Source organism: Pseudomonas sp. MWU13-3659, assembly GCF_023757525.1.
GTDB lineage: Bacteria > Pseudomonadota > Gammaproteobacteria > Pseudomonadales > Pseudomonadaceae > Aquipseudomonas > Aquipseudomonas entomophila_E.
In genome coordinates this window covers 15,568-40,881 of the sequence record NZ_JAMSHW010000035.1, presented here as the reverse complement: position 1 = coordinate 40,881, position 25,314 = coordinate 15,568, and the positions used below count along the sequence as shown (strand labels likewise).

18 protein-coding genes and 1 pseudogene are annotated in these 25,314 nt (G+C 61.9%); 10 read left to right on the top strand and 9 right to left on the bottom strand.

Annotated elements, in window-relative coordinates; genetic code table 11:
* Window positions 1–129: 129 nt before the first annotated feature.
* Complete coding sequence (gene rhlE1, locus NGM28_RS25400) at window positions 130–1,461, bottom strand: RNA helicase RhlE1 (RefSeq protein WP_252092051.1); 1,332 nt, start codon at window positions 1,459–1,461, stop codon at window positions 130–132.
* A gap of 418 nt (window positions 1,462–1,879) precedes the next feature.
* On the opposite strand from rhlE1, the pseudogene NGM28_RS29085 reads away from it, so the two are divergent.
* A pseudogene (locus NGM28_RS29085) lies at window positions 1,880–2,761 on the top strand (methyl-accepting chemotaxis protein); the annotation flags it as partial.
* Window positions 2,762–2,800: 39 nt separating this feature from the next.
* Window positions 2,801–3,664, top strand: coding sequence for a methyl-accepting chemotaxis protein (locus NGM28_RS29080; protein ID WP_432760439.1), 864 nt, complete (start codon window positions 2,801–2,803; stop codon window positions 3,662–3,664).
* Between the two features lie 90 nt (window positions 3,665–3,754).
* Here NGM28_RS29080 and ggt read toward each other — a convergent pair whose 3' ends face one another.
* The 3 genes from ggt to mdaB all read right to left on the bottom strand — a co-directional run bounded on the left by ggt (window position 3,755) and on the right by mdaB (window position 7,202).
* On the bottom strand, window positions 3,755–5,422 hold the full coding sequence (gene ggt, locus NGM28_RS25390) for a gamma-glutamyltransferase (protein WP_252092050.1): 1,668 nt from the start codon (window positions 5,420–5,422) through the stop codon (window positions 3,755–3,757).
* 119 nt (window positions 5,423–5,541) lie between these two features.
* Window positions 5,542–6,438, bottom strand: a complete 897-nt coding sequence (locus tag NGM28_RS25385; RefSeq protein WP_240066805.1) for a LysR family transcriptional regulator — start codon at window positions 6,436–6,438, stop codon at window positions 5,542–5,544.
* A gap of 176 nt (window positions 6,439–6,614) precedes the next feature.
* A complete protein-coding gene (gene mdaB / locus NGM28_RS25380) occupies window positions 6,615–7,202 on the bottom strand; it encodes an NADPH:quinone oxidoreductase MdaB (RefSeq protein ID WP_252092048.1) in 588 nt (195 codons plus the stop codon).
* Window positions 7,203–7,402: 200 nt separating this feature from the next.
* On the opposite strand from mdaB, the gene NGM28_RS25375 reads away from it, so the two are divergent.
* Window positions 7,403–7,717, top strand: a complete 315-nt coding sequence (locus tag NGM28_RS25375) for a putative quinol monooxygenase (RefSeq protein ID WP_240066807.1) — start codon at window positions 7,403–7,405, stop codon at window positions 7,715–7,717.
* 40 nt (window positions 7,718–7,757) lie between these two features.
* Here NGM28_RS25375 and NGM28_RS25370 read toward each other — a convergent pair whose 3' ends face one another.
* A complete protein-coding gene (locus tag NGM28_RS25370; RefSeq protein ID WP_240066808.1) occupies window positions 7,758–8,165 on the bottom strand; it encodes a type II toxin-antitoxin system HicB family antitoxin in 408 nt (135 codons plus the stop codon).
* Window positions 8,166–8,221: 56 nt separating this feature from the next.
* Complete coding sequence (locus NGM28_RS25365) at window positions 8,222–8,404, bottom strand: type II toxin-antitoxin system HicA family toxin (protein ID WP_240066809.1); 183 nt, start codon at window positions 8,402–8,404, stop codon at window positions 8,222–8,224.
* Between the two features lie 214 nt (window positions 8,405–8,618).
* Between NGM28_RS25365 and NGM28_RS25360 the strand changes: the two genes are divergently transcribed.
* The 7 genes from NGM28_RS25360 to NGM28_RS25330 all read left to right on the top strand — a co-directional run bounded on the left by NGM28_RS25360 (window position 8,619) and on the right by NGM28_RS25330 (window position 15,015).
* Window positions 8,619–9,224 carry a CDP-alcohol phosphatidyltransferase family protein gene (locus NGM28_RS25360; RefSeq protein ID WP_240066810.1) on the top strand — a complete coding sequence of 202 codons (606 nt, stop codon included), beginning with the start codon at window positions 8,619–8,621 and terminating at the stop codon, window positions 9,222–9,224.
* 31 nt (window positions 9,225–9,255) lie between these two features.
* Window positions 9,256–11,010 (top strand): bifunctional alpha/beta hydrolase/class I SAM-dependent methyltransferase, encoded by a 1,755-nt coding sequence (locus NGM28_RS25355; protein WP_252092047.1) that lies wholly within the window; start codon window positions 9,256–9,258, stop codon window positions 11,008–11,010.
* Window positions 11,010–12,416 (top strand): phosphatase PAP2/dual specificity phosphatase family protein, encoded by a 1,407-nt coding sequence (locus NGM28_RS25350; RefSeq protein WP_252092045.1) that lies wholly within the window; start codon window positions 11,010–11,012, stop codon window positions 12,414–12,416. Before NGM28_RS25355 ends, NGM28_RS25350 begins: the two co-directional genes overlap by 1 nt.
* A complete protein-coding gene (locus NGM28_RS25345; RefSeq protein ID WP_252092043.1) occupies window positions 12,413–12,832 on the top strand; it encodes a hypothetical protein in 420 nt (139 codons plus the stop codon). The genes NGM28_RS25350 and NGM28_RS25345 overlap by 4 nt, the downstream gene beginning before the upstream one ends.
* Before the next feature lie 10 nt (window positions 12,833–12,842).
* Window positions 12,843–13,466 carry a lysophospholipid acyltransferase family protein gene (locus tag NGM28_RS25340; protein WP_011532064.1) on the top strand — a complete coding sequence of 208 codons (624 nt, stop codon included), beginning with the start codon at window positions 12,843–12,845 and terminating at the stop codon, window positions 13,464–13,466.
* Between the two features lies 1 nt (window position 13,467).
* Window positions 13,468–14,400, top strand: a complete 933-nt coding sequence (locus NGM28_RS25335) for a phosphatidate cytidylyltransferase (protein WP_252092042.1) — start codon at window positions 13,468–13,470, stop codon at window positions 14,398–14,400.
* Between the two features lie 270 nt (window positions 14,401–14,670).
* Window positions 14,671–15,015, top strand: coding sequence for a cupin domain-containing protein (locus tag NGM28_RS25330; protein ID WP_252092040.1), 345 nt, complete (start codon window positions 14,671–14,673; stop codon window positions 15,013–15,015).
* 236 nt (window positions 15,016–15,251) lie between these two features.
* On the opposite strand, the gene NGM28_RS25325 is transcribed toward NGM28_RS25330, so the two are convergent.
* Genes NGM28_RS25325 through NGM28_RS25315 form a run of 3 tightly spaced genes read right to left on the bottom strand, consistent with a single transcriptional unit; the run spans window position 15,252 to window position 25,195 of the window.
* Window positions 15,252–15,944 carry a hypothetical protein gene (locus tag NGM28_RS25325; RefSeq protein ID WP_252092038.1) on the bottom strand — a complete coding sequence of 231 codons (693 nt, stop codon included), beginning with the start codon at window positions 15,942–15,944 and terminating at the stop codon, window positions 15,252–15,254.
* Window positions 15,941–20,479: a Tc toxin subunit A-related protein gene (locus NGM28_RS25320; protein ID WP_252092036.1), complete on the bottom strand. Its 4,539-nt coding sequence runs from the start codon at window positions 20,477–20,479 to the stop codon at window positions 15,941–15,943. The genes NGM28_RS25325 and NGM28_RS25320 overlap by 4 nt, the downstream gene beginning before the upstream one ends.
* A 42-nt stretch (window positions 20,480–20,521) precedes the next feature.
* Window positions 20,522–25,195, bottom strand: coding sequence for a Tc toxin subunit A (locus NGM28_RS25315; RefSeq protein WP_252092034.1), 4,674 nt, complete (start codon window positions 25,193–25,195; stop codon window positions 20,522–20,524).
* Between the last annotated feature and the right edge of the window lie 119 nt (window positions 25,196–25,314).

The following is a 25,314-nucleotide window of genomic DNA, read 5'->3' as shown; positions in this document are numbered from 1 at the left end:
CCTTGTGCCGCGAAAGGGCCGCAAAGCGGCCCCGGCGATCTTTGCTCAACGCTGATATCTGGGGCCGCTACGCGGCCCTTTCGCGGCACAAGGCCGCTCCTACAGGGATCGCGCAGGGCTTCACTTACCTCACGGCTTGGGCTTGCGGGGCTTGCCACCGAAGCTAGGCACTTTGCGCACCGCCTTGACCGCTGGTGCCGACGCGCCCGACTCGGCGCTGTCCATCCAGCGCCCCAAGCCACGCTTGGCACTGTTCTCCTTCGGCTTCTTGGGCTTTTTCGGCTTTTTCAGCACCTGGCCACTGGCATCGGTCACCGGCACCCGGTGGTCGGGGATGAAATCCGGCTCTTCGTGGCGCGGCAGCACCTGGCGGATCAGCGTCTCGATCGACGCCAGCAGCTGCACTTCGTCGGCACACACCAGCGAAATCGCCTCGCCCTTGTTGCCCGCGCGGCCGGTACGGCCGATGCGGTGCACATAGTCCTCGGCGACGATCGGCAGGTCGAGGTTGACCACCAGCGGCAGGTCGTCGATGTCCAGGCCACGGGCGGCGACGTCGGTGGCCACCAGCACCTGGACCTCGCGGGCCTTGAAGCTGTCCAGCGCCCGCTGACGGGTCGCCTGGGGCCGGTCACCATGAATGCCGTCGGCGTTGACGCCTTCGGCGAGCAGCCGCTCGACCAGTTGGTCCACGCCGTTGCGGGTCTTGGCGAACACCAGCACTTGCTTCCAGCGCTGCTTGCGCAGCAGGTGGCAGAACAGGTCGGCCTTGCGCTTCTTGTCCACCGGCACCAGCCACTGCTTGACCGTGTTGGCGGCAGCGTTGCGTGGGCTGACTTCGATGCTCAGCGGATCGTTCAGCGCCAGGCCCGCGAGCATGCGGATCTGATCGGAGAAGGTGGCGGAGAACAGCAGCGTCTGGCGCTTGCGCGGCAGCGCCGCGTACACCGCCTGCAGTTCCTCGGCGAAGCCCAGGTCGAGCATGCGGTCGGCTTCATCGAGCACCAGGGTCTGTACCTGGCCGAACTTGATGGCGTTCTGGCGGAACAGGTCGAGCAAGCGCCCCGGGGTGGCCACCAGCAGGTCGACGCCGCGGCGCAGGCGCATCATCTGCGGGTTGATGCTGACCCCACCGTAGACCGCGTAGGTGGACAGCGGCAGGTTCTCGGCATATTCACGCACATTGGCGTGGACCTGTTCGGCCAGCTCCCGGGTCGGTACCAGCACCAGCGCGCGCACCGAGTTGGCGGCGACCTTCTCGCCCTCCAGGGCCAGGCGCTGCAGCACCGGCAGGGCGAAGCCCGCGGTCTTGCCGGTACCGGTCTGGGCCGCGGCCATCAGGTCGCGGCCGGCGAGCACGGCGGGAATGGCCTGGGCCTGGACCGGGGTCGGAGTGGTGTAGTCCAGCGTCTGCAGGGTACGCAGCAGCGGTTCGATCAGGCCGAGTTTGGCGAAATTCATGGCAATACCGTCAGGGGGTTCAGCGAAGGCGGCAAGTTTAACCCAGCGCCACGGCCTTCCAAAGGCCCAGTAGGAGCGGGTTTACCCGCGAATGGGCTGCACAGCAGCCCCTTGCCATATCCAAAAAGCAAACGTTTTCAACCAGTTACAAATAGCCTGAAAAAGCGTTTCAGCTTCGCCCCGCCTTGCCGATAACCCCTGCACGAATCAGCAGGGCTCCCCACAAGAACAACGCCCAGCGATTGAGATCAAGTGAGCGAAATCATTTTCTGGGAGAGCGTGCATGAACAGCTGGTTCGCCAACATCAGCGTCAACCTCAAACTCGGCCTGGGCTTCGGCCTGGTCCTCGTACTGACCGGCCTGCTGGCCCTGACCGGCTGGAACAGCCTGGGCAGCCTTATCGACCGCAGCAACTGGATGAGCGACATCACCCAGCTCAACAGTGACCTGACCAACCTGCGCGTGGCGCGTCTGCAATGGATGCTGACCAACGGCGACGACGCCTCGGCGGCCAACGTCCAGGCCAAGCTCGACGCCTTCGGCAGCCAGCAACAGCACCTGGTCAACTCCTTCAAGAGCCCGGAAAACGTCAAGCTGCTGCGTGAGCAGGGCCAGAGCATCAGCGAGTACCGGGTTTCGCTGGAGAAGATGCGCCAGGGCTACAAGACCACCCTCACCGCCCGTGATGCGATGAACCAGGCCGCCGGCCGCGCCAACGAGGCGATAGAGGCCATCAGCGCCGCCGTGCTGTCCAATGCCGAAAGCGATGCCAGCCGCCTGGCCCAGTACCTGCTGATCAGCAAGGCCAAGCAGCAGCTGGTGCAGGTACGCCTGGACGTGCGCAGCTACATCGCCGACCTCACCACTGAAACCGAGCAGGCCGCCGTGCGCCAGCTGGAGAGCGCCCTGGCCGAGATCGACAGCCTCAAGCGTCAGCTGCCGGGCGAAGCTTCGCGCATCCAGCAGTTCGAAAGCGCCGTGCTCGCCTACCGCGACGCAGTGCGCCAGTTCCGCGACGCCACCGCCGCCATCGGTGTGGCCCGTGCCGAAATGACCGTGCAGGGTGCCGATATCGTCAAGCGCAGCGACGAGCTGTACAAGATCCAGATCGAACGCCGCGACGACGAGAGCGTCCAGGCCCGCAGCCTGCAGACCACCGCCACCCTGCTGGCGCTGTTGGTCGGCATTCTCGCGGCCTTCATCATCACCCGCCAGATCACCCGCCCGCTGCGCGAGACCATGGACGTGGTGAACAAGATCGCCAGCGGCGACCTCACCCAGAACCTGCGCGTCACCCGCCGTGACGAGCTGGGCGCCTTGCAGGAAGGCATCGCGCGCATGGGCACCACCCTGCGTGACCTGATCACCGGCATCCGCGACGGCGTCACCCAGATCGCCAGCGCCGCCGAGGAGCTGTCGGCGGTGACCGAACAGACCAGCGCCGGCGCCAACAGCCAGAAGGTCGAAACCGACCAGGTGGCCACCGCCATGCACGAGATGGCCGCCACCGTGCAGGAAGTCGCGCGCAACGCCGAGCAGGCCTCCCACGCCGCGACCAATGCCGACGATGAAGCCCGCACCGGCGACAAGGTGGTCAGCGAAGCGATCAGCCAGATCGAACGCCTGGCCCACGAAGTGCACCGTTCCACCGAAGCCATGACCCTGCTGCAGCAGGAAAGCCAGAAGATCGGCAGCGTGATGGACGTGATCAAGTCGGTGGCCGAGCAGACCAACCTGCTGGCGCTCAACGCCGCCATCGAAGCGGCCCGTGCCGGTGAAGCCGGCCGTGGTTTCGCCGTGGTCGCCGACGAAGTGCGTGGCCTGGCCCAGCGCACCCAGCAGTCCACCGAAGAGATCGAAGGCCTGATCGCCAGCCTGCAGAACGGCACCCAGCAGGTCGCCGAAGTCATGAACGGCAGCCGCAGCCTGACCGACAGCAGTGTCGAGCTCGCGCGCAAGGCCGGTGGCTCGCTGGAGAGCATCACCCGCACGGTGTCGAACATCCAGTCGATGAACCAGCAGATCGCCGCCGCCGCCGAGCAGCAGAGCGCCGTGGCCGAGGAGATCAGCCGCAGCATCCTGAACGTGCGTGATGTGTCCGAGCAGACCGCCGCGGCCAGCGACGAAACCGCCGCCTCCAGCGTCGAGCTGGCACGCCTGGGTGGTCACCTGCAGACGCTGGTCAGCCAGTTCCGCGTCTGACCTTCGAAAGGTTCGCCGGCAAGCCGGCTCCTACGGGTAACTCTGTAGGAGCCGGCTTGCCGGCGAATGCGTCAGCTCAGCCAACACGTATCACTTGACGATCATCCCCACCCCGCGCCCACGCGGGTCGGACGCGGTCTCCAGCGTCTCCCCGGTCACCCGGATCGCCTGGATATCGCCCATCTCCCAGCCCTGGTCCTCCAGCACATAGCCCATTTTCTTCAAGTCGTCGGCCACCTGCCCGGTCAGCGGCGCATAGCTGTCGAAGTAGATCGTGTCCTTGGGCAGCAACTGGTGATGCACCCGCTGCGCCGCCACCGCCTTCTCCAGCGGCATCTGGTAGTCGTACAGGTTGTTCATCACCTGGAAGATCGAGGTGAAGATCCGCGAACCACCCGGCGTGCCCAGCACCAGCACCACTTGGCCGTCACGGGTCACCAGGCTCGGGCTCATCGACGACAGCATGCGCTTGCCCGGCGCGATGGCATTGGCGTCGCCACCCACCACACCGAACGCATTGGCCGCGCCCGGCTTGGCGCTGAAGTCATCCATCTCGTCGTTGAGCAGGAAACCCGCGCCCTTCACCACCACGCCACTCCCATAGTCGAGGTTGAGGGTGTAGGTGTTGCTCACCGCATTGCCCTGTTTATCGACGATGGAGAAGTGCGTGGTCTGGTGCGGTTCCAGCCCCGGCTTGACCTTGTCGGTGTCGGAGATGGCCTTCGGGTTGACCTGTGCCGCGCGCTTGGCCAGGTACTCCTTGGCGATCAGCTGGTCGACCGGCACCTGGGTGAAGGCCGGATCGCCCAGATAGTCGGCGCGGTCGGCGAACACCCGCTTCTCGATCTCGGCCAGCAGGTGGATGTACTGGGCGGAGTTGTGCTCGACGCCCTTGAAGTCCGCCGCGCGGTCTTCCTTGATGCCCAGCAACTGGGCCAGCGCCACGCCGCCGGAGCTGGGTGGCGGCGCGGTGTAGACCACGTTGCCGCGCCAGTCGATGGCGATCGGGTTGCGCCACACGGCCTTGTAGTTCTTGAGGTCTTCCGTGGTGATCAGGCCCTTGTCGGCCTGCATCTGCGCCACCAGCAGGTCGGCGGTCTTGCCCTGGTAGAACTCGCTCCCCCCCTTGTCGGCAATACGCTCCAAGGTCTTGGCCAACTCCGGCTGCTTGAACAGCTCACCGACCTTCATGTTGCCGAAGTAGTCGTTGAAATTGGTGGCGGTCTTGAACAGGCCCTGGGCATCGTCGCGGTACTGGTACTGCTTTTGGGCAATCTTGAAACCGTTCTGCGCATAGCCGATAGCCGGAGTCAGCAGTTCGCTCCACTTGAGCTTGCCGAACTTCTGGTGCGCCTCCCACAGGCCCATCACCGTGCCCGGCACACCGGCGGCGCGGGCGCCAACCAGGCTCAGGTTCTCGATCACCTCACCCTTTTCGTCCAGGTACATGGTCTTGGTGGCGGCCTTGGGCGCCACTTCGCGGTAGTCGAGGAAATACGGCTTGCCGTCGACGAACAGGGTCATGAAACCACCGCCGCCGATGTTGCCGGCCTCGGGGTAGGTGACGGCGAGGGTGAACGCGGTGGCAACCGCGGCGTCCACCGCGTTGCCGCCCTTCTTGAGGATATCGGCGGCCACCTGTGCGCCATATTGATCAGGCGCGGCCACAGCACCACCTTCCAACGTCACGGCAAAGGCGGAAGAACAGCTCAGGATCGCGGCCCCGAGGGCCAGCGACTGGGACAGGACGATACGCATGGGCACTTCCTAGTGTTGTTTTTGTTGATCAGTCATTAAGGCCGAAGGCATTCGACTAAGCAATTCACGTAGGAAGATTCCGGCGCCAAGGGATAGGGGTTGTCGCGTTCAGGCAACTGCTAGCAGGCGTAGACCGCCAGCTTTTTCTGGATGAAATCGAGAAAACACTGGATACGCAGCGCCAGTTGGGTGTTGCGGTAGTACACCGCATGGATCGGCTGGCGATACCCGTTGTTGTGCTCGGCGAGCAGCACTTGCAGGCGGCCCGAGCGGATGTCCTCGTGGGTCATGAAGTGCGACAGGCTGACGATGCCTTCGCCAGCCAGGGCCAGTTGGCGCAGCGTCTCGCCGCTGGAAGCGAGCAACTGCGGACGGATCGCCCAGCGGTCGCCCTGGGCATGGCGCAGCGGCCACTGGTTGAGCGAGTCGAGGGTACTGAAGCCCAGCAGACAATGGCCATCGAGGTCATCGACCGTCTGCGGTGTGCCGTTTCGCGCCAGGTACTCGGGGCTGGCGAGCACCTGCACCGGGCTGCAGCCCAGCGAGCGGGCATGCAGGCTGGAGTCGGCCAGCTCGCCGATGCGGATGGCCACGTCGGTGCTTTGCTCCAGCAGGTCGATGATCAGGTCGTCGGTGTTCAGCTCCAGCTCGATGCCTGGGTACTGCTGACGAAACTCGCCGATCCACGGCAGGATCGCATGCAGCATGAAGGGTGCCGCGGCATTGATGCGCAGGCGCCCGGACGGCGTCTGGCGGTGCATCGACAGGCGCTCTTCCATGTCGTCGATCTGCTCGAGAATGAGCCGCGCGCGTTCGAGGAAGAAACGCCCTTCTTCGGTCAGGTCCATGCGCCGGGTGGTGCGGTTGACCAGGGTGGTGCCGAGCTTGTCCTCCAAGCGCGACAGGGTGCGGCTGACGGCCGATGGTGTCTGGCCGATCTGCTCGGCAGCGGCCGAGATCGAGCCGCAGTCGATGACGGCGACAAAGACCTGGAGTTCTTCAGAGCGAGTTTTCACGCGAGTGGGCCTGGTTGGACGATGCCGTGATTGATAGCCGTTGATCAACGTACATGCAAGCACTTAACCCCCCCTGTAGGAGCGGCTTCAGCCGCGATGCAGGCACCGCGGTTCTGGCACCCGCTTTGCGGGTGATCGCGGCTGAAGCCGCTCCTACAGAGGTCGTGTCAAAGCGTTCAGGCGTTGCCGAACACCTTGTCCAGATGCTGCTCATACGCCGCCAGCGCCGCCGGCACATCTGGGCGCTTCATCACATCCACCGCCAGGAAGGTCGGCAAGCCGCTCATACCGAGGAACTGGTTGGCCTTGTGGAACGGGAAGTACACCGCATCCACGCCCTTGCCCTCGAAGAAATCGGCCGGGTCGTCGAACGCCTGCTGCGGCGCGTTCCAGGTCAGCGACAACATGTATTGCTTACCCTGCACCAGGCCACCGCTGCCGTACTTCTGCGAGGCATCGGAACGGGTCCGACCATCGCTGGCGTACAGGCTGCCATGCCCGGCAGTGAACACCTCGTCGACATACTTCTTCACGGTCCACGGCGCGCCCATCCACCAGCCCGGCATCTGGTAGATCACCACATCGGCCCAGAGGAATTTCTCGACTTCTTCCTGAGCGTCATAGCCGCCGTCGATGAAGGTCTGTTTCACATCGAAGCCGGCACGGTCCAGGTGGGCCAGGGCGGCATCGTGCAAGGTCTGGTTCAGGCGACCGTCGGAATGGGCGAACTGTTTGCCGCCGTTGAGCAGGAGAATCTTTTTCATCGCAAGCCTCGAAGGTATCGGTGTCGATCCGAGGCGGGAGTGCCTGCCGACCGAGTCATTTGGAATGGCGGCAGGTTAAGGAGACACAGGCAGGGGAAAAAGCGGCGTGAGGTCAAAATACATTTGCCTCATAGTCACGAATGGTAAACATATTGTTGATTTAGAATGCCCTCACCCCTTCATCCATAGAGGCAAGACCCATGAGCGAGCCATACGCCTTCATCCTCAAAGCCAAGACCCGTCCGGAAAAAGCCGAAGCCTTCGAGCAGTTGTTCCGCGCCTACGTCGAGCCCAGCCGCCTGGAGCCGGGCTGCATCGAGTACCACATGCTGCGCGACAAGGAAGACCCGAGCCTGTTCGTGTTTTTCGAGGTCTGGGCCAGCAAGGCCGACCTGGACGTACACTCGGCGCTGCCACACATGGTCGCGTTCGGTGATAAACGCATGGAGTACCTGGAGCGCGACTTCGATATCCAGCTGATCGACATGCTCAGCGCCTCGTCGGCCAGCCGCTGAATCGGCCAAGACGAAGGGGCCACGTCATGGCCCCTCATGTTCAGTGCGCCACGGCCAGCTCGCGCAGCGCCGCCGAAGCGAGAAAACCCGAGCGCGAGGCGTAACGATGGTCACGCTTCACCTTCTCGTCGATCCGCTGCAGGAGGTTCTCCGGCAGCGTCGCGTTGAAGCGTACCGCCTTGCCCAGGTACGGGGTGACGTCGAACTCCACCACCGCCCAGACGCCGTCGGCGTAGTCGGGGTTGGCCACATGCACGTCCACTTCCTGGGCCTGGGGCAGCGCCTCGCCATCGGCCACCAGCCCTTCGAAATGCAGCGCCAGGGCCTCCTGGACGTTGTCCAGCGCCTGGGAAACGCTGAAACCTGCGGAGAAGCAGCCAGGCACATCGGGCACGATCACGCCGTAGTCCGAGCCCTCGTCCTTGTGCAGCACAACTGGAAATTTCATGGTTTGTCTCCATTGATCTTCGGGGTGACAGATCACCCTGGATAGCATCATCGGCTTCATTTCAGGCCCGCCTGTTTGAGGATGCTGTGGGCGGTGCCCTTGGGTAGATCGCTCTTGGGATGTGGCACCGTGACCCGCCCCCGCTTGAACGGGTGCCTGAACTGATGATGGCTGCCCTTCACCTCGACTTCGTACCAGCCATCGGCCTCGATGAGCTGAATCACGTCCCTGCTGCGCATTCGGCATTCCTTTGGCAGGCGATGTGTAGCGTACACATCGACATGGATAAAAACAAAGCCAAATACACACCATGCACACCATAACCGACAAGCGGCGCATTCCTTCAGCCACGCGAGCCTTGTCCGGTTCACAAGTAGGCGATTTGCAGCTTGCCCCCGGCCAGGCGAATTCCCCACAATCGGCGCCATGCCGCACCATGACAGGGAGTTCCACGTGCCATCGATCTACCAGCTCAAACCTCGCTTCCAGGCACTGCTGCGCCCTTCGGTCCAGCGCCTCCATGACCGTGGTGTCACGGCCAACCAGGTCACCGTCAGCGCGGCCATCGTCTCCGTCCTGCTGGGCCTGCTGCTGGCCTGGCTGCCCCACCTGACCTGGCTGTTCATCCTCGTGCCGATCTGGATGCTGCTGCGCATGGCGCTCAACGCGGTCGACGGCATGCTGGCCCGCGAATTCGGCCAGCAATCGAAACTGGGCGCCTACCTCAACGAACTGTGCGACGTGATCGCCGATGCCGCGCTGTACCTGCCCTTCGCCTTGCTCGCCGGAGTGTCACCCACCTTGGTGGTGCTGGTGGTGTTGTTCGCGGTGATCAGCGAGTACGCCGGGGTGATGGGCCCGTTGGCCGGCGCCTCGCGGCGCTACGACGGGCCGATGGGCAAGAGCGATCGCGCGTTCGCCTTCGGCGTGCTGGGTACCGGCGTCGCCATCGGGCTGTTGAACGCTGCATGGCTCAATGGCCTGCTGCTGGTCATCCTGCTGCTCTCGCTCTATACCCTGTACAACCGGGTTCGCCACGGCCTGATCGAAGCCCGCTGAGCCCTCTCGCTGTCGAACAAGGATATTCGCCATGCGCCAAGCGCAATCGCTGCATTTCTCCACCCATGACGGGGTCGAGCTGCACTACCGTCACTGGCCCGCCACCCGCAACGAACACCAGCCGCGCCGTGCCGTGGTGATGTTCCACCGCGGCCACGAGCACGGCGGGCGCCTGGCGCACCTGGCCGACGAGCTGGACCTGCCCGGCTACGACTTCTTCGCCTGGGACGCCCGTGGCCACGGCCAGTCGCCGGGCGCGCGCGGCGACAGCCCGGGCTTCGCCACCAGCGTGCGCGACGTGCAGAGTTTCATCGAGCATATCCAGGCGCAGCATGGCATCGCCGAACCGGACATGGTGGTGCTGGCACAGAGTGTCGGCGCCGTGCTGATCGCCACCTGGGCCCACGACTACGCGCCCAAGGTGCGCTGCCTTGTACTGGCTTCGCCGGCGTTCAAGGTCAAGCTCTACGTGCCCTTCGCCCGGCCAGGGCTGAAACTGCTGAAAGCCTGGCGCGGCAATTTCTTCGTCAACAGCTATGTCAAGCCGCGCCTGCTGACCCACGACCCTGAGCGCGTCATGTCGTACGTGGCCGACCCACTGATCAGCCGCCCCATCTCGGTCACCATGCTGCTGGGCCTGTACGACGCCGCCGACCGCGTGGTGGCCGACGCCCAGGCGATCCAGGTGCCCACGCAACTGCTGATCTCTGGCGCCGACTTCGTGGTCGAGCGCAAGCCACAGGAGCAGTTCTTCGAGCGCCTGGGCAGTGCGCGCAAGGAGAAGCACATCCTCCCCGGCTTCTTCCACGATACCCTCGGCGAGCGCGACCGCGCCCATGCCTTGGCGCGGATCAAGCGTTTCGTCGAACACTGCTTCGACACTCCCGCACCCGTGCCCTCGCTGCTCGACGCCGACAAGGCCGGCGCAAGCTGCGCCGAAGCCGAAAGCCTGGCTGCGCCATTGCCGCGTAATTCGCCACGTGACCTCTACTGGCGCGCCACCCGTGCCAGCCTGCGGCTGGGCAAGGGCCTTTCCGAAGGCGTGAAGCTGGGTTTCGACACCGGCTTCGACTCCGGTTCCACCCTTGATTACGTCTACCGCAACCAAGCGACCGGCAAAGGGCGGATCGGCGAGTTGGTCGACCGCAACTACCTCGACGCCATTGGCTGGCGCGGCATCCGTCAGCGCAAGCTTAACGTCGAAGAGCTGCTGCGCCTGGCCATCGCCAGATTGCGTGAGCAACAGCGCCCGGTGCGCATCGTCGACATCGCCGCCGGCCACGGCCGCTACATCCTCGAAGCGCTGCAAGGCCTGCAGCAACTGCCCGATTCGATCCTGCTGCGCGACTACAGCGAGCTGAACGTGCAACAGGGCAGCGCACTGATCAACGAAAAGGGCCTGGGCGACATCGCCCAGTTCATCCAGGGTGACGCCTTCGACCGCCAGAGCCTGGCCAGCCTCGACCCTCGCCCTACCCTGGCGGTGGTCTCGGGCTTGTATGAGCTGTTCCCCAGCAACGAAATGGTGGGCAACTCGCTGGCGGGCCTGGCCGATGCCGTCGAGGACGGCGGCTACCTGGTCTACACCGGCCAGCCCTGGCACCCGCAACTGGAGATGATCGCCCGTGCCCTGACCAGCCACCGCGGCGGTGAGGCCTGGGTGATGCGCCGGCGCAGCCAGGCGGAGATGGACCAGTTGGTGGAAGCGGCCGGGTTCCGCAAGATCGCCCAGCGCATCGACGAATGGGGCATCTTCAGTGTCAGCCTGGCGCAGCGGGTGCGTTGATGGCGCGTGAAGCGGGGCTGATTCGCCGGGGCGTGCTCTGGCTGTTGCTGCTCGGGCCGTTCTTCTTTCTCAGTTACGGCTTGAGCAACACCTATACCGCAGGCCGCGATGACATCGGCAGCCTGGTGTTCGCCTGGGAACACCGCATGCCGCTGTGGCCGTGGACGATCATCCCGTACTGGTCGATCGACCTGCTTTACGGGTTGTCGTTCCTGCTGCCGCTGACGCGCCGGGAGATGGACCGCCATGCCCTGGCGCTACTCACCGCGCAGTTCATCAGCGTCGCTTGCTTCCTGCTCTGGCCACTGCGCTTCACCTTCGAGCGCCCCGAACTGTCGGGGCTGTTCGGCTGGTTGTTCGATGTGCTGATGGGCTTCGACAAGCCCTACAACCAGGCGCCCTCATTACATATCGCGCTGCTGGTGATCATCTGGACGATGTTTGCCCGGCATACCCACCAGCGTCTGTGGCGCTGGCTGGTACATGGCTGGATGGGGCTGATTGGCCTGTCGGTGCTGACCACCTGGCAGCATCATTTCATCGATGTGCCGACCGGGGCACTGGCCGGTTTCGTCTGCCTGTGGCTGTGGCCACGGCAGGGGGCTTTGCCTTGGCAGGCCGCCCGGCTTGCCCATGATCCCAAGCGTTGGCGGTTGGCGCTGCGTTACGGACTGGGGGGCGCGCTGCTCGCGATCATCGCATTCAAGCTCGGACATGCGGTTTTGTGGTTGCTGTGGCCCGCCATGTCGCTGCTGCTGGTGGGGATGAACTATGCCGTATTCGGGGCAGGTGGTTTCCAGAAAGACGAGGATGGCCGGCTGTCCATTGCCGCGACCTGCTTGCTGGCGCCCTACCTGATGGCCGCCTGGGCCAACTCGCGGCTGTGGACATGGCGGCATCCCCAGCCGGATGAAGTCTGCGAGGGTGTATACCTCGGGCGAATCCCTGGCCGGGGCGAAGCCCCTTCGTTTGCCGGCATCATCGATTTGAGCGCTGAACTGCCCTGCCCTTCAGCTCCACGGCTCAGCGTCGCCAGTAACGACGCCTTCGCCGGCAAGCCGGCTCCTACACAGGCAACGCGCCCCCCCGTAGGAGCCGGCTTGCCGGCGAACCGGTCGCCACGCCATTACCACAACCTGCCAACGCTCGACTTGGTCGCCCCCGACAGCCAACTGCTGCGTCAGGCCGCCAAGGCCATCGAAGACCTGCGCCGCCACGGCCCTCTGCTGGTCTGCTGCGCCCTGGGTTATTCGCGCAGCGCCAGCGCGGTGGCCGCCTGGCTGGTGCTCAGCGGCCGCTGCAACGATGTTGATGAGGCCGAAGCGCTGATCCGCAAGACCCGCCCCGGCGTGGTTCTGCACCCGGCCCATCGCCTCGCCCTGCAACAGCTGGAAGCGCGCCGATGAACCTGTTCGTCGTCGCCAGCCTGCTCGCTCGTGGGCGCCAACTGGAACGCCTATCAGATGGCATTACCCTGTTGGCCCTGGCCTATAGCCTCGCACCGTTGCTGGGCATACCGCTGCCTGCACTCTCCAGCGTACTCTGCGCGGCACTGCTGGTGATCGGCCTGGCGCACAAGTACTGGGCCATCCGTGTCGCCCTGGATGCCGAGCTGTTCGCCCGCCTCGGCGCCAGCAGCAACCTGCCCGCCGACACCCAGGCCCTGGACCGCGCGCTGTTCGACCTGCACTTGAAACCCACCGCCAGCGACACCCGCGACTGGCCGGCCCGCAGCCAGGGCGCCCTGGCCCTGCTACGCCGCCAGGCCTTGTGCCTCGCAGTACAGGTGGTGCTCGCCCTCGTTCTCCCTTTTACCGGATAAGACCGCCGCCATGCTCGCCAGCCTGACCGCCTTCGTCATCACCTCCGCCGCACGCCTGATCACCGGCGCCCGCGCCTTGTGGCTGGGTTGCACGCCACAACCGGTACAGCGCCTGTACTACGCCAACCACAGCAGCCACGGCGACTTCGTGCTGCTCTGGGCCGCGTTGCCCGAGGCACTGCGCCGCCATACCCGCCCCGTGGCCGGGGCCGACTACTGGTGCAAGCCAGGTATTCGCGACTTCCTCATCCGCCAGGTGTTCAACGGCGTGCTGATCGACCGCCAGCGCCCGGCCGGCGAAGGCAACCCGCTGCAACCGGTGCTCGACGCCTTCGCCCAGGGCGACTCGCTGATCTTCTTCCCCGAAGGCACGCGCAACCTCACCGACGACCCACTGCTGCCGTTCAAGAGCGGCCTGTTCCACCTGGCCTCGGCCAATCCGCAGGTCGAATTGGTGCCAGTGTGGATCGCCAACCTCAACCGGGTCATGCCCAAGGGCCGCGCGCTGCCGCTGCCCCTGCTGTGTACCCTGAGCTTCGGCGAACCGCTGCACCTGCAAGATGACGAAGACAAGCACGCGTTTCTCGAGCGGGCCCGCCAGGCCCTGCTGAACCTGGCCCCGAAGGAAGCCTGAAATGGATCACAACACCCTGTCGCTGTTCGCCGGCATCGGCGCCCTGCTGTTGCTCGCCAGCCTGATCGGCCGCCTGCTCAAGTGGCGCGCCGGCCCTGCCCCGCACGCGGTGATCGACAACCTCAACGCCCGCATCAACGCCTGGTGGGTGATGGTGCTGGTGATCGGCATCGCCTTCCTGTTCGGCAAGTACGGCGTGATCGTGCTGTTCTACGGCGTGTCGTTCTACGCCCTGCGCGAATTCATGACCCTCACCCCGACCCGGCGCAGCGACTACCCGGCGCTGGTGGCAGCGTTCTATGTGGCGCTGCCGGTGCAGTACCTGCTGATCGCCATGGACTGGTACGGCATGTTCAGCATCTTCATCCCGGTGTACCTGTTCCTGCTGCTGCCGATCCTTGCCAGCTTCGGCGGCGACACGACGCGCTTCCTCGAACGCGCCTCGAAGGTGCAGTGGGGCTTGATGATCGCGGTGTACTGCGTATCGTCGGTGCCCGCGTTGATGACCTTGGATATCCCCGGCTACGAGGGCCGCAACCTGCTGCTGATCGCCTGGCTGATCCTCGTGGTGCAGATCAGCGACGTGCTGCAGTACGTGTGCGGCAAGCTGTTCGGCAAGCACAAGGTGGCGCCCAACCTGTCGCCGTCGAAGACCGTCGAGGGGCTGGCCGGTGGCGTGGCCCTGGCCACGCTGGTGGGCGCATTGCTGTGCTGGATCACCCCGTTCACCTTCTGGCAGGCGGCGCTGATGGCGCTGACCGTCAATGCCATGGGTTTCTTCGGTGGGCTGGTGATGTCGGCGATCAAGCGCGACCGCGGGGTGAAAGACTGGGGCCACATGATCGAAGGCCACGGCGGCATGCTCGACCGCATGGACTCGGTGTGCTTCGCCGCGCCGGTGTTCTTCCACTTCGTGCGCTACTGGTGGGCGTGAGGCCGAGGGTGCACCGGCACAAACCGGAACCCGTTGATTTGGCCCGACCTCTGTAGGAGCGGCTTCAGCCGCGATCACCCGCAAAGCGGGTGCCAGGCACCGCGTTGCCTGCATCGCGGCTGAAGCCGCTCCTACACCCTGCGTGACAGTGCAACCCAAGAGCCCCTGCCATAGCGCGGGCAGGCAGCTGGACGTCGAGCCCAGGCAACTGCGCGCGTTGCATTAGCCCTATGGTGATGCCTCACCCCACCCGTTGCCTGGAGCCACGCCATGTCCGATTTCATCACCGTCCTGCGCGAAACCTGCCCCACCCCGGTGCTCGACGCCACCAAATGGAAGCGCATCGGCGGCGACCCGCACACCGTCAACCTCAACGCCTACCTGTCCGCCGACGGCAGCAAGATCATGGGCACCTGGATCTGCACGCCGGGCAAATTCGAGGTGAACTATGAGAAGTGGGAGTATTGCCACTTCCTCGACGGGTACTGCATCGTCACACCTGAGGGCGAAGCGCCCAAGCATCTGAAGGCGGGCGATGTGTTCGTGATCGAGCCTGGGATGAAAGGGACCTGGGAAGTGGTGGAGACGGTGCGCAAGTATTTCGTCTTTGCCTGACAACTCACGCAAACGTGGCCCGCGAATCGGCACCTCCGCGGGCAGGCTGTCAGAGTCAGGAGCGCCCGACCATCCATACAAAAAGTGCCTGGAGGATTTCTTACCATAACCGCAGAAATGCCCTGGCCACTCGCACGATCTTCATGATCCCGCGCCAGGCCGCACTTCGGACATAGCGTTGGCTCATGAAGTGTTCGTGCACGTTATGAGTGTGCCTCTCACCTTGACGCGATGCCTCAGCCGACGTTATCAAAAGCAGGCAAACGCAACGCCGTAACGACGTTTCTCAGGTAGACCTGTTTATCCCCGTCCTCTGGAATCATGAAATTGACTTGCAGGTGTGTACCGTCGCCAACCACTCTGATTCTTTGGATATCAAAGGTCTGCCAGGTTACTTCCTTATTCTGAATGCCCAGAGGTTCGTCAAAAATCGGGTGCCCTTGTCTCACACCGTCCTTGACCAAGAAAACCTGGATTCTGCAACCTTTTATCCTGGCGGTATCGTACTGGCAGCCGACCAGATACTCAGGCCGCCCCTCGCTGTCTGGGTTAGCCGGGACATGAATTTTGAAATCCTGCCAGAGTTCAAGGCCTGAAAGGAGCTCTGCATAGGTAGTACCGTCCTCGTCGTTGAACTTGGTCGCATAGCGATCACTACTGGCATTGCACTTCCAAGGTCTAGAGCCCCCTGCCCCACCGATGGAATCGGTGGGAAAAGTATGGTCGATAAGCAGTTCGTGACTCTGGGTTTCACTTTCTGCTGCCGGTGAGGCGCTGGATACTGGGTTGAGAGTGCTGGGCATGGGTATCTCCATTGTCTGCTTGATGAACCAATAAAAGTTCGGAAAGAACAACCGCGCGCTCACCGGCCAGACGAACAAAACATCGCGGCGCCCAAAGGCCGCCGACTTCATGTCGGCAAGTGTCAAGGCCGCAGCTCATACTTATCGACCAGCTCATTGATCTTCAACTCGAAGTCCACCCCGCCGTACAAGGCAAAGTAACGGACTTCCACGATGACGTCGCTGAGACTCTCGATAAGCGCTTTCTGTGCTTTGTGACGCGGGAACCGCAGGCGCCAGTCGGACACCGCGCCAGTGCCTTCGAATGGCAGGTAGCGATCATCAGCCTCGGGGGCGGTAACCAGGCCAATATCCTGACTGGCCGAAGACAGGCAAACCTGCTGCCGCGCACGCAGGCTCATCCTCACGAAACGCCCGTCGCCCGTGCCCTCGCTGTCGTGCAGCTCCGGCGACAGGTGGAGCACGCCCTCGGAACTCGCCTCGGTCAGCAATCGGCTCTGTGTCTGGGTCAAGGTCGCGCGGATATTCTGGTAGGGACCTAACAGAGCAGGTAGCGTCAGCGCCACGCTATGCAGGCGGCGCAGGTAGTGCCCAGGGTAGTCCTGGTCATACAGCATTTCCGACAATCTGAACGCCAGCTCGCCTTCGTTGGCCAACGTCTCAAGCACCTTGTCCCAGTCCGGAAGGACTGCACCGTCCCCGTCGAACACCAGCTTCTGGTCTACCAATGCCTGCAACGAAACAGTCTTGCGAATCTCCTGGTGGCGTTCGTTGCGCAACAGAGCTTCCGTCTCCAACCGGTGCAGGTCCAGGCGCAGCTCGCCACCGGCATTCAGGCCGTAGCGGTCCGCTTGCCAGATGGGCGTGCGGATGATCTGCCTGTCGTAGTTGCCCGTCTCGAACTGCCAGCAGGCCTGGGCGCTGTTGCACAGGCTGACCGTCACATCGAACAAGGTTGCGTGCCAGGTGGTGGCCTGGGAACGCAGCCAGCGATAGAGCGACACGCTGGTGGATTTGTTCTGGTAGTACGCATACAGTTGCTGGGATTGCGCCAGTGCCTTGCGACTGTGCTCCAGTGAAGCCTGGGCAGCCAGCGTCGTATGCTTTTGCGCTTCGAGCTGCTTGTCGATGACGTCCAGCTCCTTGCCGGCCAGCTTGGCTTGCAACTGCCATTCTTCCCGGCGGCGGCGGTAGCCTTCCGTCTCCCGCAACACTTCACCCGCAGTGACCATGCTGCTCCCGGTAGCCTCCAGTACAAGGCCGGCGGCCATCAGCGGACCTTTGTACTCCTGGCCACCGTTGGCCATCCCAAAGATATTGGGAGCTAGTGAGGCCAGATTGGCACCCGCAAACATGGCACTCGCCGCTATGGAAATAGCGCGTCCAGTGGTATGGACACTCATCGACGCGATTTCCGCTCCCGACATGTTCTCTTCGTACAAGCGCAGGTAATGATCCTGGCGCAGCGCAGTGGCCGCACGCTGTGCACTCAAAACGTCCTCGTTCTTCTGTTGCTGGCTGAGCAATTGCTCCTGGATACCGATGGTGTAGCCCGCGATTTCCGCTGCTTGCTGGTACTGCATCGCTTCCAGCTCGGTGCGCTCCTCCAGCTCCAGGAAGCTGCGCAGCTGCTCACCGTACTGGATCAGCGCGGTCACCGTTTCCTGGGCCTTGGCCACGAGGGTGCGGAATCGGTATGGCGGCACCACGGTGCGATAGCCCAGCAGGTGAGCCAGGTTGGCATTGCCGCCCATGCGCGCCATCAGCAGGTCGAACGGGTTCGCCGCAGGCGCATACAGCGGCAGTTCCATCGGATAACCCTCGATGCTCAGGAAGTGGCGAAGGTTATGGAAGCGCTGCGCCAGAAGCTCCCAGATATCCAGCATTTCTCGGTTAGCCGGCAAACGGAACGCCGGATGTGCCGCTACACCCGCCCAGAAGAATGTGGACAATTGCTTGGGCAGGTTCTCCGGCTTGACCGCGTGGGCGTAGTGTTCCAAAAACTCGCCGCCGTCCTCCGTAGCCAGCAGCTCGGACACGGTTTGTGGAACCCAGGTATTGATCGAACGTGCGTCCGGCGCCTCGCCCATCAGGTCTGCCGCCATTCGATAGAGCAGCCAGGCACGGGCCAGGCTGTCTCGGGTTTGCTGGCGGTAGTGGAAGTCCGCCTCACCGATCAACAGGTTCACAGACTGTACGAAGACAGCCTTGCGGTAATGCGAAGGATTGCGTAGCGCAATGGCATGCGGGTCGATCAACTCATGCTCGGGCGCGTCAACCTCGGTATCGTCCTGCGTCAGCCACGCACAATTCCAGTAATCGACACCACGCATCTCCGTCGGCGCTTGCTTGCTTTGCGGGTCGAAGATCAGCTGCATCCAGCGGCGGGCATCCTCGAAACGTTCTTCCTCCTGCAAACGCGAAGCAATCAGGTGGGGCACATGGAAAAACAGCTCGCGCAGGTACATGCCGTTGGCACCGTACATATCAATCATTGGATCATTGGCCGACGGGGCCCAACCTTGGTATTCCTCAAGCGTCGTCACCTTGACGTAAGTTGGCTCCTTCAGGTGCTGCGCATCCCAGGCAAACACCGCCTGAGGTGATAATTCGGCGCGGTTGATCAGGTCCGGTACCTGCTGGGAGTTCAAACGTACGGCCAACCCGCCTTTTGCCGGGTCGCCGATGAAATCGAAAACCAGAAAATCGGTGCCGCTTGCCTGCTGAGAGATGAACGGTCTTGCAAGGGAGGTAAGCGCAGTGCTGTGAGTTCGTTTCACAGTAAAGCGTGATTCGCGCCCTCCTGGTTCTGTAAACCTGCATACCACTTCATCGTCCGCCTCTCTGAGCCACCCCCGCGAGATCCAGCCACTGACAGCGGAACCATTGTAAGTGAGCGGGCCTTTCCACTTGGTAGCAGCGGACCCCTCGAACTCCAACACCAGATCATCTTTGGTTGTAGCTTCGGGTCGAAGAACTATGAAGTTTCCGCTATTTTTCATGAAGCCAGGGATTTCATGGGCATCAGCATAGAACTTGAATTTACCACCTAGATAAATGGTATCTGAATCGTAGCCGACCAATGCGCTTGCCTCCCCCACAGGACCAATAGGCAGGCTAAATTCATACCAACCAAAAGTGGTCTCTTTGAACTGCTCCCCTCGCATCAGCACATCAGGCATGGCGTCATGGGTCACCTTGATTTCTCGGAAATCTGGCGAGCCGGATACCTTGCAGCGTACCCCCAACTCGCCCCGCGCCGTGGAGAAAACATCAACCAGCAAAAGCTGGCTTCCCACAACTACCACCCCGCTGCTAAATTTCACGGACTCCGGGATAAAGTGAAAACGCACTTCCGAAGAGCGGACACGCACATTCAGTGTTGAGTTACCAGAATTGCGCTGCTGCAGAACGACTTCAAGTTCGAGTTTCGGATCCCCCCCCTCCTCCGGCTTGACGCTTTCTAGCCGCCACTCGCTACCATACACCCGTTCTTGAAGAAACAGCTTTCCCTCTGCATCCTTAAAGTATTCGAACAATGCTTTATTGATATTTTCAGTAATTTCTCCACCACCCGTTATTGCGCGCTTCAGCACATCTCGCTGAACCCGAACACTGAGAGTTTTAGAATCTTTAAGCGCAATGAAAATTTGCTCATCACGCCCACTCTGCTGCGCAACTGCGACAGCCAGCATTCTGTAGGAACCGATGTCCAGAGGGGTCTCTTTCTTCAATTCCAGGTCCCGGCTCCACAGCGTTTCCGGCTGCGTCCACTGCTTATCCAAGCCCAGATGGATAATTTCCAGCTTCAATGGGTAGCGGTTCTTCTCCATTTCGATATCGCCCACAACCTCTTTGAAGGAGACTGGAGTGCCATGGTGAAACCAGGCCAGATGCAGACGATTGCAGAACACCACCAACCGGGCCTGGATGACTGTGCTTCCGGCAGGCATTGTGATCGGTTGCCATTCGGTCCAGGCATCGGGCTGGATGTGGGTGGCGTCTTTGTCCAGACGAACAGCGACCTTACGCCAGTAATATTGGGGAGGCGAAGCGGTATCCTTGCCCAGCAGGTAGTAGTCCGAGTTGGCATAGGCGTATCCGTCGATGCGCGACTCCTCAAGATTGTCTTCGCGGTAATCTATGTAACCGGACTGCACCCGAATGCTGTTCTGGTACTCATAGTTCTTGAGATAGGTCAGCAATGCATTCTGCACCGCGGCATCGGTTATCCGCCCCTGGCTCAGATCGTTTTCCAATGTCTGGAACAGCGTTGTCTTGTCCAGCCTCAGGTCGGCGCGGATATAGTTCTCGGGATAATCTTCCAGCATCTGGTACGCCGCCCAGATCGAGTAGTTCGACATGGCCTGCTGCCAGAATGTCTTCACCTTAGGATCAAAGTCCTCCGGATACCCAGGCTCAAGGTTGTTGAAGATCGAGTTTATATAAGACTGGGTACAGGCCAGTGCTTCAGCCAGGTAGGACGTGGTAACCTTGGAAGTGACCTGGGTGTCCATCATGAAGTAGCGATCCAGGTGATCAGTCGTGATCATGTTCTGGGCACCGGCTTGTAACTTGTGCGGAAGCACGTGATGGATCACATAGGCACTCAGCGCGTCGCGCCATTGTTCCGCCAGGGCATGGTTCAGTTCACTGTTCATACGGACCTCTGATAAAGTTGGCAAAAGGTGAACGTCCGGCGGTCATTTCGGGACGGGCTTGACGACGGCATCAGTCCATATCGGATTGGCCAACTCTTTACACCAGAGCCCAAGTTTCAGCTCTACATCGTTCCGCAGCCCTGTCTTTTTGACGAAAACTTCCCACCTCACCTGCCTTCCTTTGAAGCTGTTTTCAGAGCCTAGCGGCGGTTTGAAAGTCAACCCCAAGGAGATATCCGAATCGCGGCCTTCGTAGTGAAGCTGCATCGTCTTGCCCAACAGTGGATGATCATCAGCCAGGCGATACACCAGTGCGTAATGTTGGCCGGGCAGATTTGACTGTTCGAAGGTGATGAGATCGACGATTTTTTGCCCGGTATTCTCGATTTCCAGCCCAAGCGCTGGCATGACCTGCACTGGATCAAACTCGTGGGTCGGCTGTTTATGTACAGTTGCTGTAACAGTCAAATACTGACCCGCCTTCGATTCCGTTGTACGCACCAGCGCGAAGTCGGCGATTCCGTCCGCCCCGGTAACCGTGTGGTAGGTTTCAGCACCCTCTTCCTTGACAGACCATACAACTGGGTACCTGGCAACAGGCACGCCCTTGGAAGTAAAGACACGGACCTTGTATTCACCCGCACTGCTACCGTCCGCCATTGGCCACTTCTCGCCGCCCAGGTACCGGACATCGCTGGCATCGGCCAATACGTCGATGGGCAGTACTCGGGCGTGGTACTCCTTGGGTGGGGCTTCTTCCGTAAAGAGCGCGGCGGTGACGACCCACGTCCCTGTCGGAACATCTTTCAAGGTAGCCGTAGCCTTGCCTTTATCATCACTGTCCCCATCCCCAGTGACGGTTCCGGATGGAGAATCCAAACGCCACTCGACCTTCTGCCCTTCATAAGGTTTGCCATCCAACCCCAGTATCGTTGCCTCGACCTTGATATCGTCACCCGCAACGGCCCAGGAGGTCAGCACGAGCGAGCTGACGTAAGGCTTGTCCTCGAAGATCACGTTGAAGGCTTCACGAGCCCCTGTGCGGGGCGCGTACCAGGCAACCACCTCGCCTGGGCCGTCGTCCTGGCTCCTAAGGTCGATGACGCTCTGGCCCTCGCTATCCGTCAACGTCTCCCCTGCCGTGGTGTCGACGAAGTAGCCGATCCCGGTGGCCCAGTTGATGCGTCGGTCGATACCAACGTTGTCATAATCATCCACCAGCACGGCCGTGAACCTGTATACCCCAATGCCACCTGACAATGCCTTGGGGTCCGTTTCGCCTGGCTTGCCCCGGATCGGAAGCAACCGCAGTGAAGTTTCGTCGCAGTCGATCTGGACCCCTGGCGCGATGGCCTGACTGTCCAGCAGGTAGGTTCCTTTCACATGGGCGATACCCTGCTGATCCCCAGCCTGCAACATGACCTCTGCAACACCGTTCTCGTCGGTGTAGCTGTAGGCCTGCTGCAACCTCCCAAGATCGGTGGACCAGGCCACTCGAATATCGGAAACAGGCTGGTTGCCCATGTCCAGCAACGTCAGTGACACTTTCGTTTCTTCGGTACCTTCGTTTTTCCTGGCAATCAACCGCGGCTCGCTCACTTCACAACGCGACGCCAGGCTCTGACGCAACTCCACTTCGTCACGCCGCTGTTCGGGATCACGGCGCAGGCTGCTGAGCATTTCCTGCGCGACGCTGCGGTGCGCTTGCGTGTCGGAGTAGGCCGTGAGCCGGCTGAGTTTCATCAGTGACACCGCGCTCAACCCGGTGCGCTCGCACTGTTGTCGTGTGTTCACCAGGATGAGCAGTTGCGCCAGATTGCGAATGATGCCATCGGGCGTTACCACGGCCGCCACGTCGAGCACTTCGCGAATGCCCCACCCCAGCCAACCGGCGAGCTTGTCCGCGGCGATATCCTTGACCAGCCGTCGTTCATTCTCGCTCAGCGCGCCCAGCCCCTCGATCGCGGAAAAATAGCCCAGCAACTGCTCTTCCGACTGCTTGGCCAAACGCAGGCAGCGCGTGTAGCGCTCGAGGAGAAAAAGCGTATGCAACGTCAGCTCTGTGGACTTGAGACTGAAATGCGGCCTTTGCACGCGTTTGAGCAGGCCGGACAACAGTGCTGGGCTCAAGTCGAACTGAGTAGCGACCTGAGCGCAGCGCTGCATGCGCAGGAGCGGCATCACGATCGCCTTCAGGGATTCGGACTCGACCATGTCCGGGTTGAAGGCCACTGCGGTCGCCATCAGCGTGTGCACTCTTCCCTGTGCCCAGTAGACCACCGGAATCACCTTTTCCGAGCTGAGCGCCAGCATGTGCGACAAGCGCTCCTGCACAACCCCCCATTGCTGTGAGCGAATGCGTAGCACCACACCCTTGACGAGTGCTTTCAAGCGTTCGCGTTCATCGGGCTCCAGGCCTGGCAACTGGATATCACCGTCGATTGGCTCGCTGGCCAACTGATTGATCACCAGGTTGATATCCCGCTCGGCAAAGTTGTCGTAGTCGAGATAATCGAAATCCATCGAGCTGATACCGCTATCCATGACCAGGCCGTTTTCATCGACGATCCGCGACAGCATGTCTATCCAGCGCTTGCTCACCAGCCGAGGAACACCGGCCGCCTCCATGTCCTGATCGAAGTTGCGAAAAGGCGCCAGGTCACTCTTGAGTTCGATGAACAGGGCCCTGAACGGCTGGGGCACGATGTCCAACGTCTCGATCGGTAGCAATTGCTGGACCAGCCAGCTGATCGGCAGTTGCTGCTCCTGGCACCAGAGCACGCACTGGCAGATGGCATAGGTGACGTTGACGGTATCCGTCTGCGAGAAATGCGCGTACATGGCGTTCCTGGGAACACCCGCCAGTTGCAGCGCATAGAGGCCTTCCGGGCTCAGCACCTCCATCAGCGACAATAGCTCGATCGTGGTGATCGAGAGCAGCCTGGCCAGCAACGTGATCCGGTAGAACGCACTGAACGTCCTGAGCGAACGGGTCTGTCGCTCGCCGCCCTGCCCTTGCATGACCTGCCGAGACAGGTAGCGGAAGGTTTCCATGTTGATGCCGAGCCCACGGCACAACAGATCGATGGTACGTTTGCTCTCGATATCCTCGCCATTGAGCTTGAACTCGGTGTTATCGATCACCAGCGGCGTGGCGGTATCGGTGTTGAACACCCGGTCGAAGTGGCTGCGTGTTTCACCGACGGCATAAACGCCCATGTCCGACATCAACGCGGCAAACTCTTCGGCCGTGCACGAGAAGTGATCACGCAAGTACTGGAACAACCCCAGACCTCTGACGGTGTTCACCGTCATCCATAGCGGATCGTCATCGATGTTTGACCTCCTGAGCTCTGTCAGCACGAGCCTTTCCGCATCGATGATCGCGCACACCACCTGGTCCGTTTCCGAGTAGGACAGCTTTAGCGCATGGGCCAGGCGCACCAGGCGATTGATCCGATCACAGCGGTCCTCGGACAGGTTCAGGAACCGATGGTGTTCAGGGCTATCGGGATCACTTTCAACCGAAACAGGAACGACTGCGCCACTGTTCAGGAACCGTGCGACGAACAAGCCAGGGCTGACTGGAGCAGCCGAGCCCCCGGCATTCTCCGACAGGGAGGGCGTGTATGCAGCCAACCCGAACAGCGACTCCATCTCATCCTGGGTCATCTCCAGTGCCTGGCAGAAGCTCACCACATTCTGCAACGTCGGGTAGCCTGCAACACCGAAGTTGATCCGATAGAAGGTGGCGGCGGTTTCCAGCAGCCGCTGTGCGTGTTGTGCCGCATTTTCTGCCGGCAAGGCCAGCAGCCGACGGGTCTGCGGGTTGAACTGCACTTCTGATGTGCCGCTGAAGTGGCGAGGCTCCAACAGGATGGCGCGCAATGCCGGCCCAATCGAGGAATCCTGCTGCAAGGCCATGTTCGACATCGTCGAATGGACACCCGGCTGGATGAAATAGGGGCTGTCGATATCCGAGAGGTGCGTGACGTCGCTGATATGCAGTTGGTTGTGCGCCAGCACCGTGCGGATCTGCTCCCAATAGGTTTCGTAGGGAAAATGCCTGAACGGATAACGCACCTCGAGCAGTTGGTCTTCCACATAAGTTGGGTCGTCCGCAAAGCCCCCACGCAGGTCAGCGATGGCGCGCTCCATCACGTGGTTGACGACCTCGACTTGCGTCACTTCACGGTTCATCGACTGTTCATCGATGACCAGATCGAACAGGTCGGGGCGCCGGGTCTGGAGGTGCAACGCTTTATCCTCATCACCCAGCGCCTCGATGTGATCGCGGGCAAAGGCCAGCATGTCGATCAGGTAGGCTGCCGGTGACGTGGTGGCATCCACGGCACCCGGGTGGGTGTGATTGGCCCACGATGGGTTGAACTGGTTTTCGAAGGTGGGGCCGCTGTTCAGCGCCAGGGAGCCTTTCATTTCATCCGCCGCTCGGCGGATGCCCGTGCTCAAGCGCTTTTCCCGGAACGCGCGCATCATGGCCGCCGAGGCCACATCGAGGCGCGCCTTGAGGCGTTTCGCTTCGCTGGCACGCAAGGGGGGATAGTCCGCCATCAAGGCGTCAATGCTCTTGCGCTGCAGGCTCAGGACTGACGCTTGTGCGAGTGCTTCATCGGTGAACTTGGCTTTGATCCCAGGCTCGGTATCAAGAATCCTCTCGAACAACGCAGCTTGTTTGCGACCTTTGCGTTTGGCCATGTTGCCCCCTTGGCATCCAGAACGTGAGCGCACCGGTCAACCTACCCGTGGTAGCGCTGCTGTGGTTTAAGCTGGATGCTAGGCGTGTGCCGCAGATCGAGAAACTGGCAAAAATGCCA

What these genes read in the sequence shown, in the direction of transcription:
- rhlE1 (WP_252092051.1), bottom strand. Translation starts at nt 1,461, where the DNA reads ATGAATTTCGCCAAACTCGGCCTGATCGAACCGCTGCTGCGTACCCTG.
- NGM28_RS29080 (WP_432760439.1), top strand. Translation starts at nt 2,801, where the DNA reads ATGGGCACCACCCTGCGTGACCTGATCACCGGCATCCGCGACGGCGTC.
- ggt (WP_252092050.1), bottom strand. Translation starts at nt 5,422, where the DNA reads ATGCGTATCGTCCTGTCCCAGTCGCTGGCCCTCGGGGCCGCGATCCTG.
- mdaB (WP_252092048.1), bottom strand. Translation starts at nt 7,202, where the DNA reads ATGAAAAAGATTCTCCTGCTCAACGGCGGCAAACAGTTCGCCCATTCC.
- NGM28_RS25375 (WP_240066807.1), top strand. Translation starts at nt 7,403, where the DNA reads ATGAGCGAGCCATACGCCTTCATCCTCAAAGCCAAGACCCGTCCGGAA.
- NGM28_RS25370 (WP_240066808.1), bottom strand. Translation starts at nt 8,165, where the DNA reads ATGAAATTTCCAGTTGTGCTGCACAAGGACGAGGGCTCGGACTACGGC.
- NGM28_RS25365 (WP_240066809.1), bottom strand. Translation starts at nt 8,404, where the DNA reads ATGCGCAGCAGGGACGTGATTCAGCTCATCGAGGCCGATGGCTGGTAC.
- NGM28_RS25355 (WP_252092047.1), top strand. Translation starts at nt 9,256, where the DNA reads ATGCGCCAAGCGCAATCGCTGCATTTCTCCACCCATGACGGGGTCGAG.
- NGM28_RS25350 (WP_252092045.1), top strand. Translation starts at nt 11,010, where the DNA reads ATGGCGCGTGAAGCGGGGCTGATTCGCCGGGGCGTGCTCTGGCTGTTG.
- NGM28_RS25345 (WP_252092043.1), top strand. Translation starts at nt 12,413, where the DNA reads ATGAACCTGTTCGTCGTCGCCAGCCTGCTCGCTCGTGGGCGCCAACTG.
- NGM28_RS25340 (WP_011532064.1), top strand. Translation starts at nt 12,843, where the DNA reads ATGCTCGCCAGCCTGACCGCCTTCGTCATCACCTCCGCCGCACGCCTG.
- NGM28_RS25335 (WP_252092042.1), top strand. Translation starts at nt 13,468, where the DNA reads ATGGATCACAACACCCTGTCGCTGTTCGCCGGCATCGGCGCCCTGCTG.
- NGM28_RS25330 (WP_252092040.1), top strand. Translation starts at nt 14,671, where the DNA reads ATGTCCGATTTCATCACCGTCCTGCGCGAAACCTGCCCCACCCCGGTG.
- NGM28_RS25320 (WP_252092036.1), bottom strand. Translation starts at nt 20,479, where the DNA reads ATGAACAGTGAACTGAACCATGCCCTGGCGGAACAATGGCGCGACGCG.
- NGM28_RS25315 (WP_252092034.1), bottom strand. Translation starts at nt 25,195, where the DNA reads ATGGCCAAACGCAAAGGTCGCAAACAAGCTGCGTTGTTCGAGAGGATT.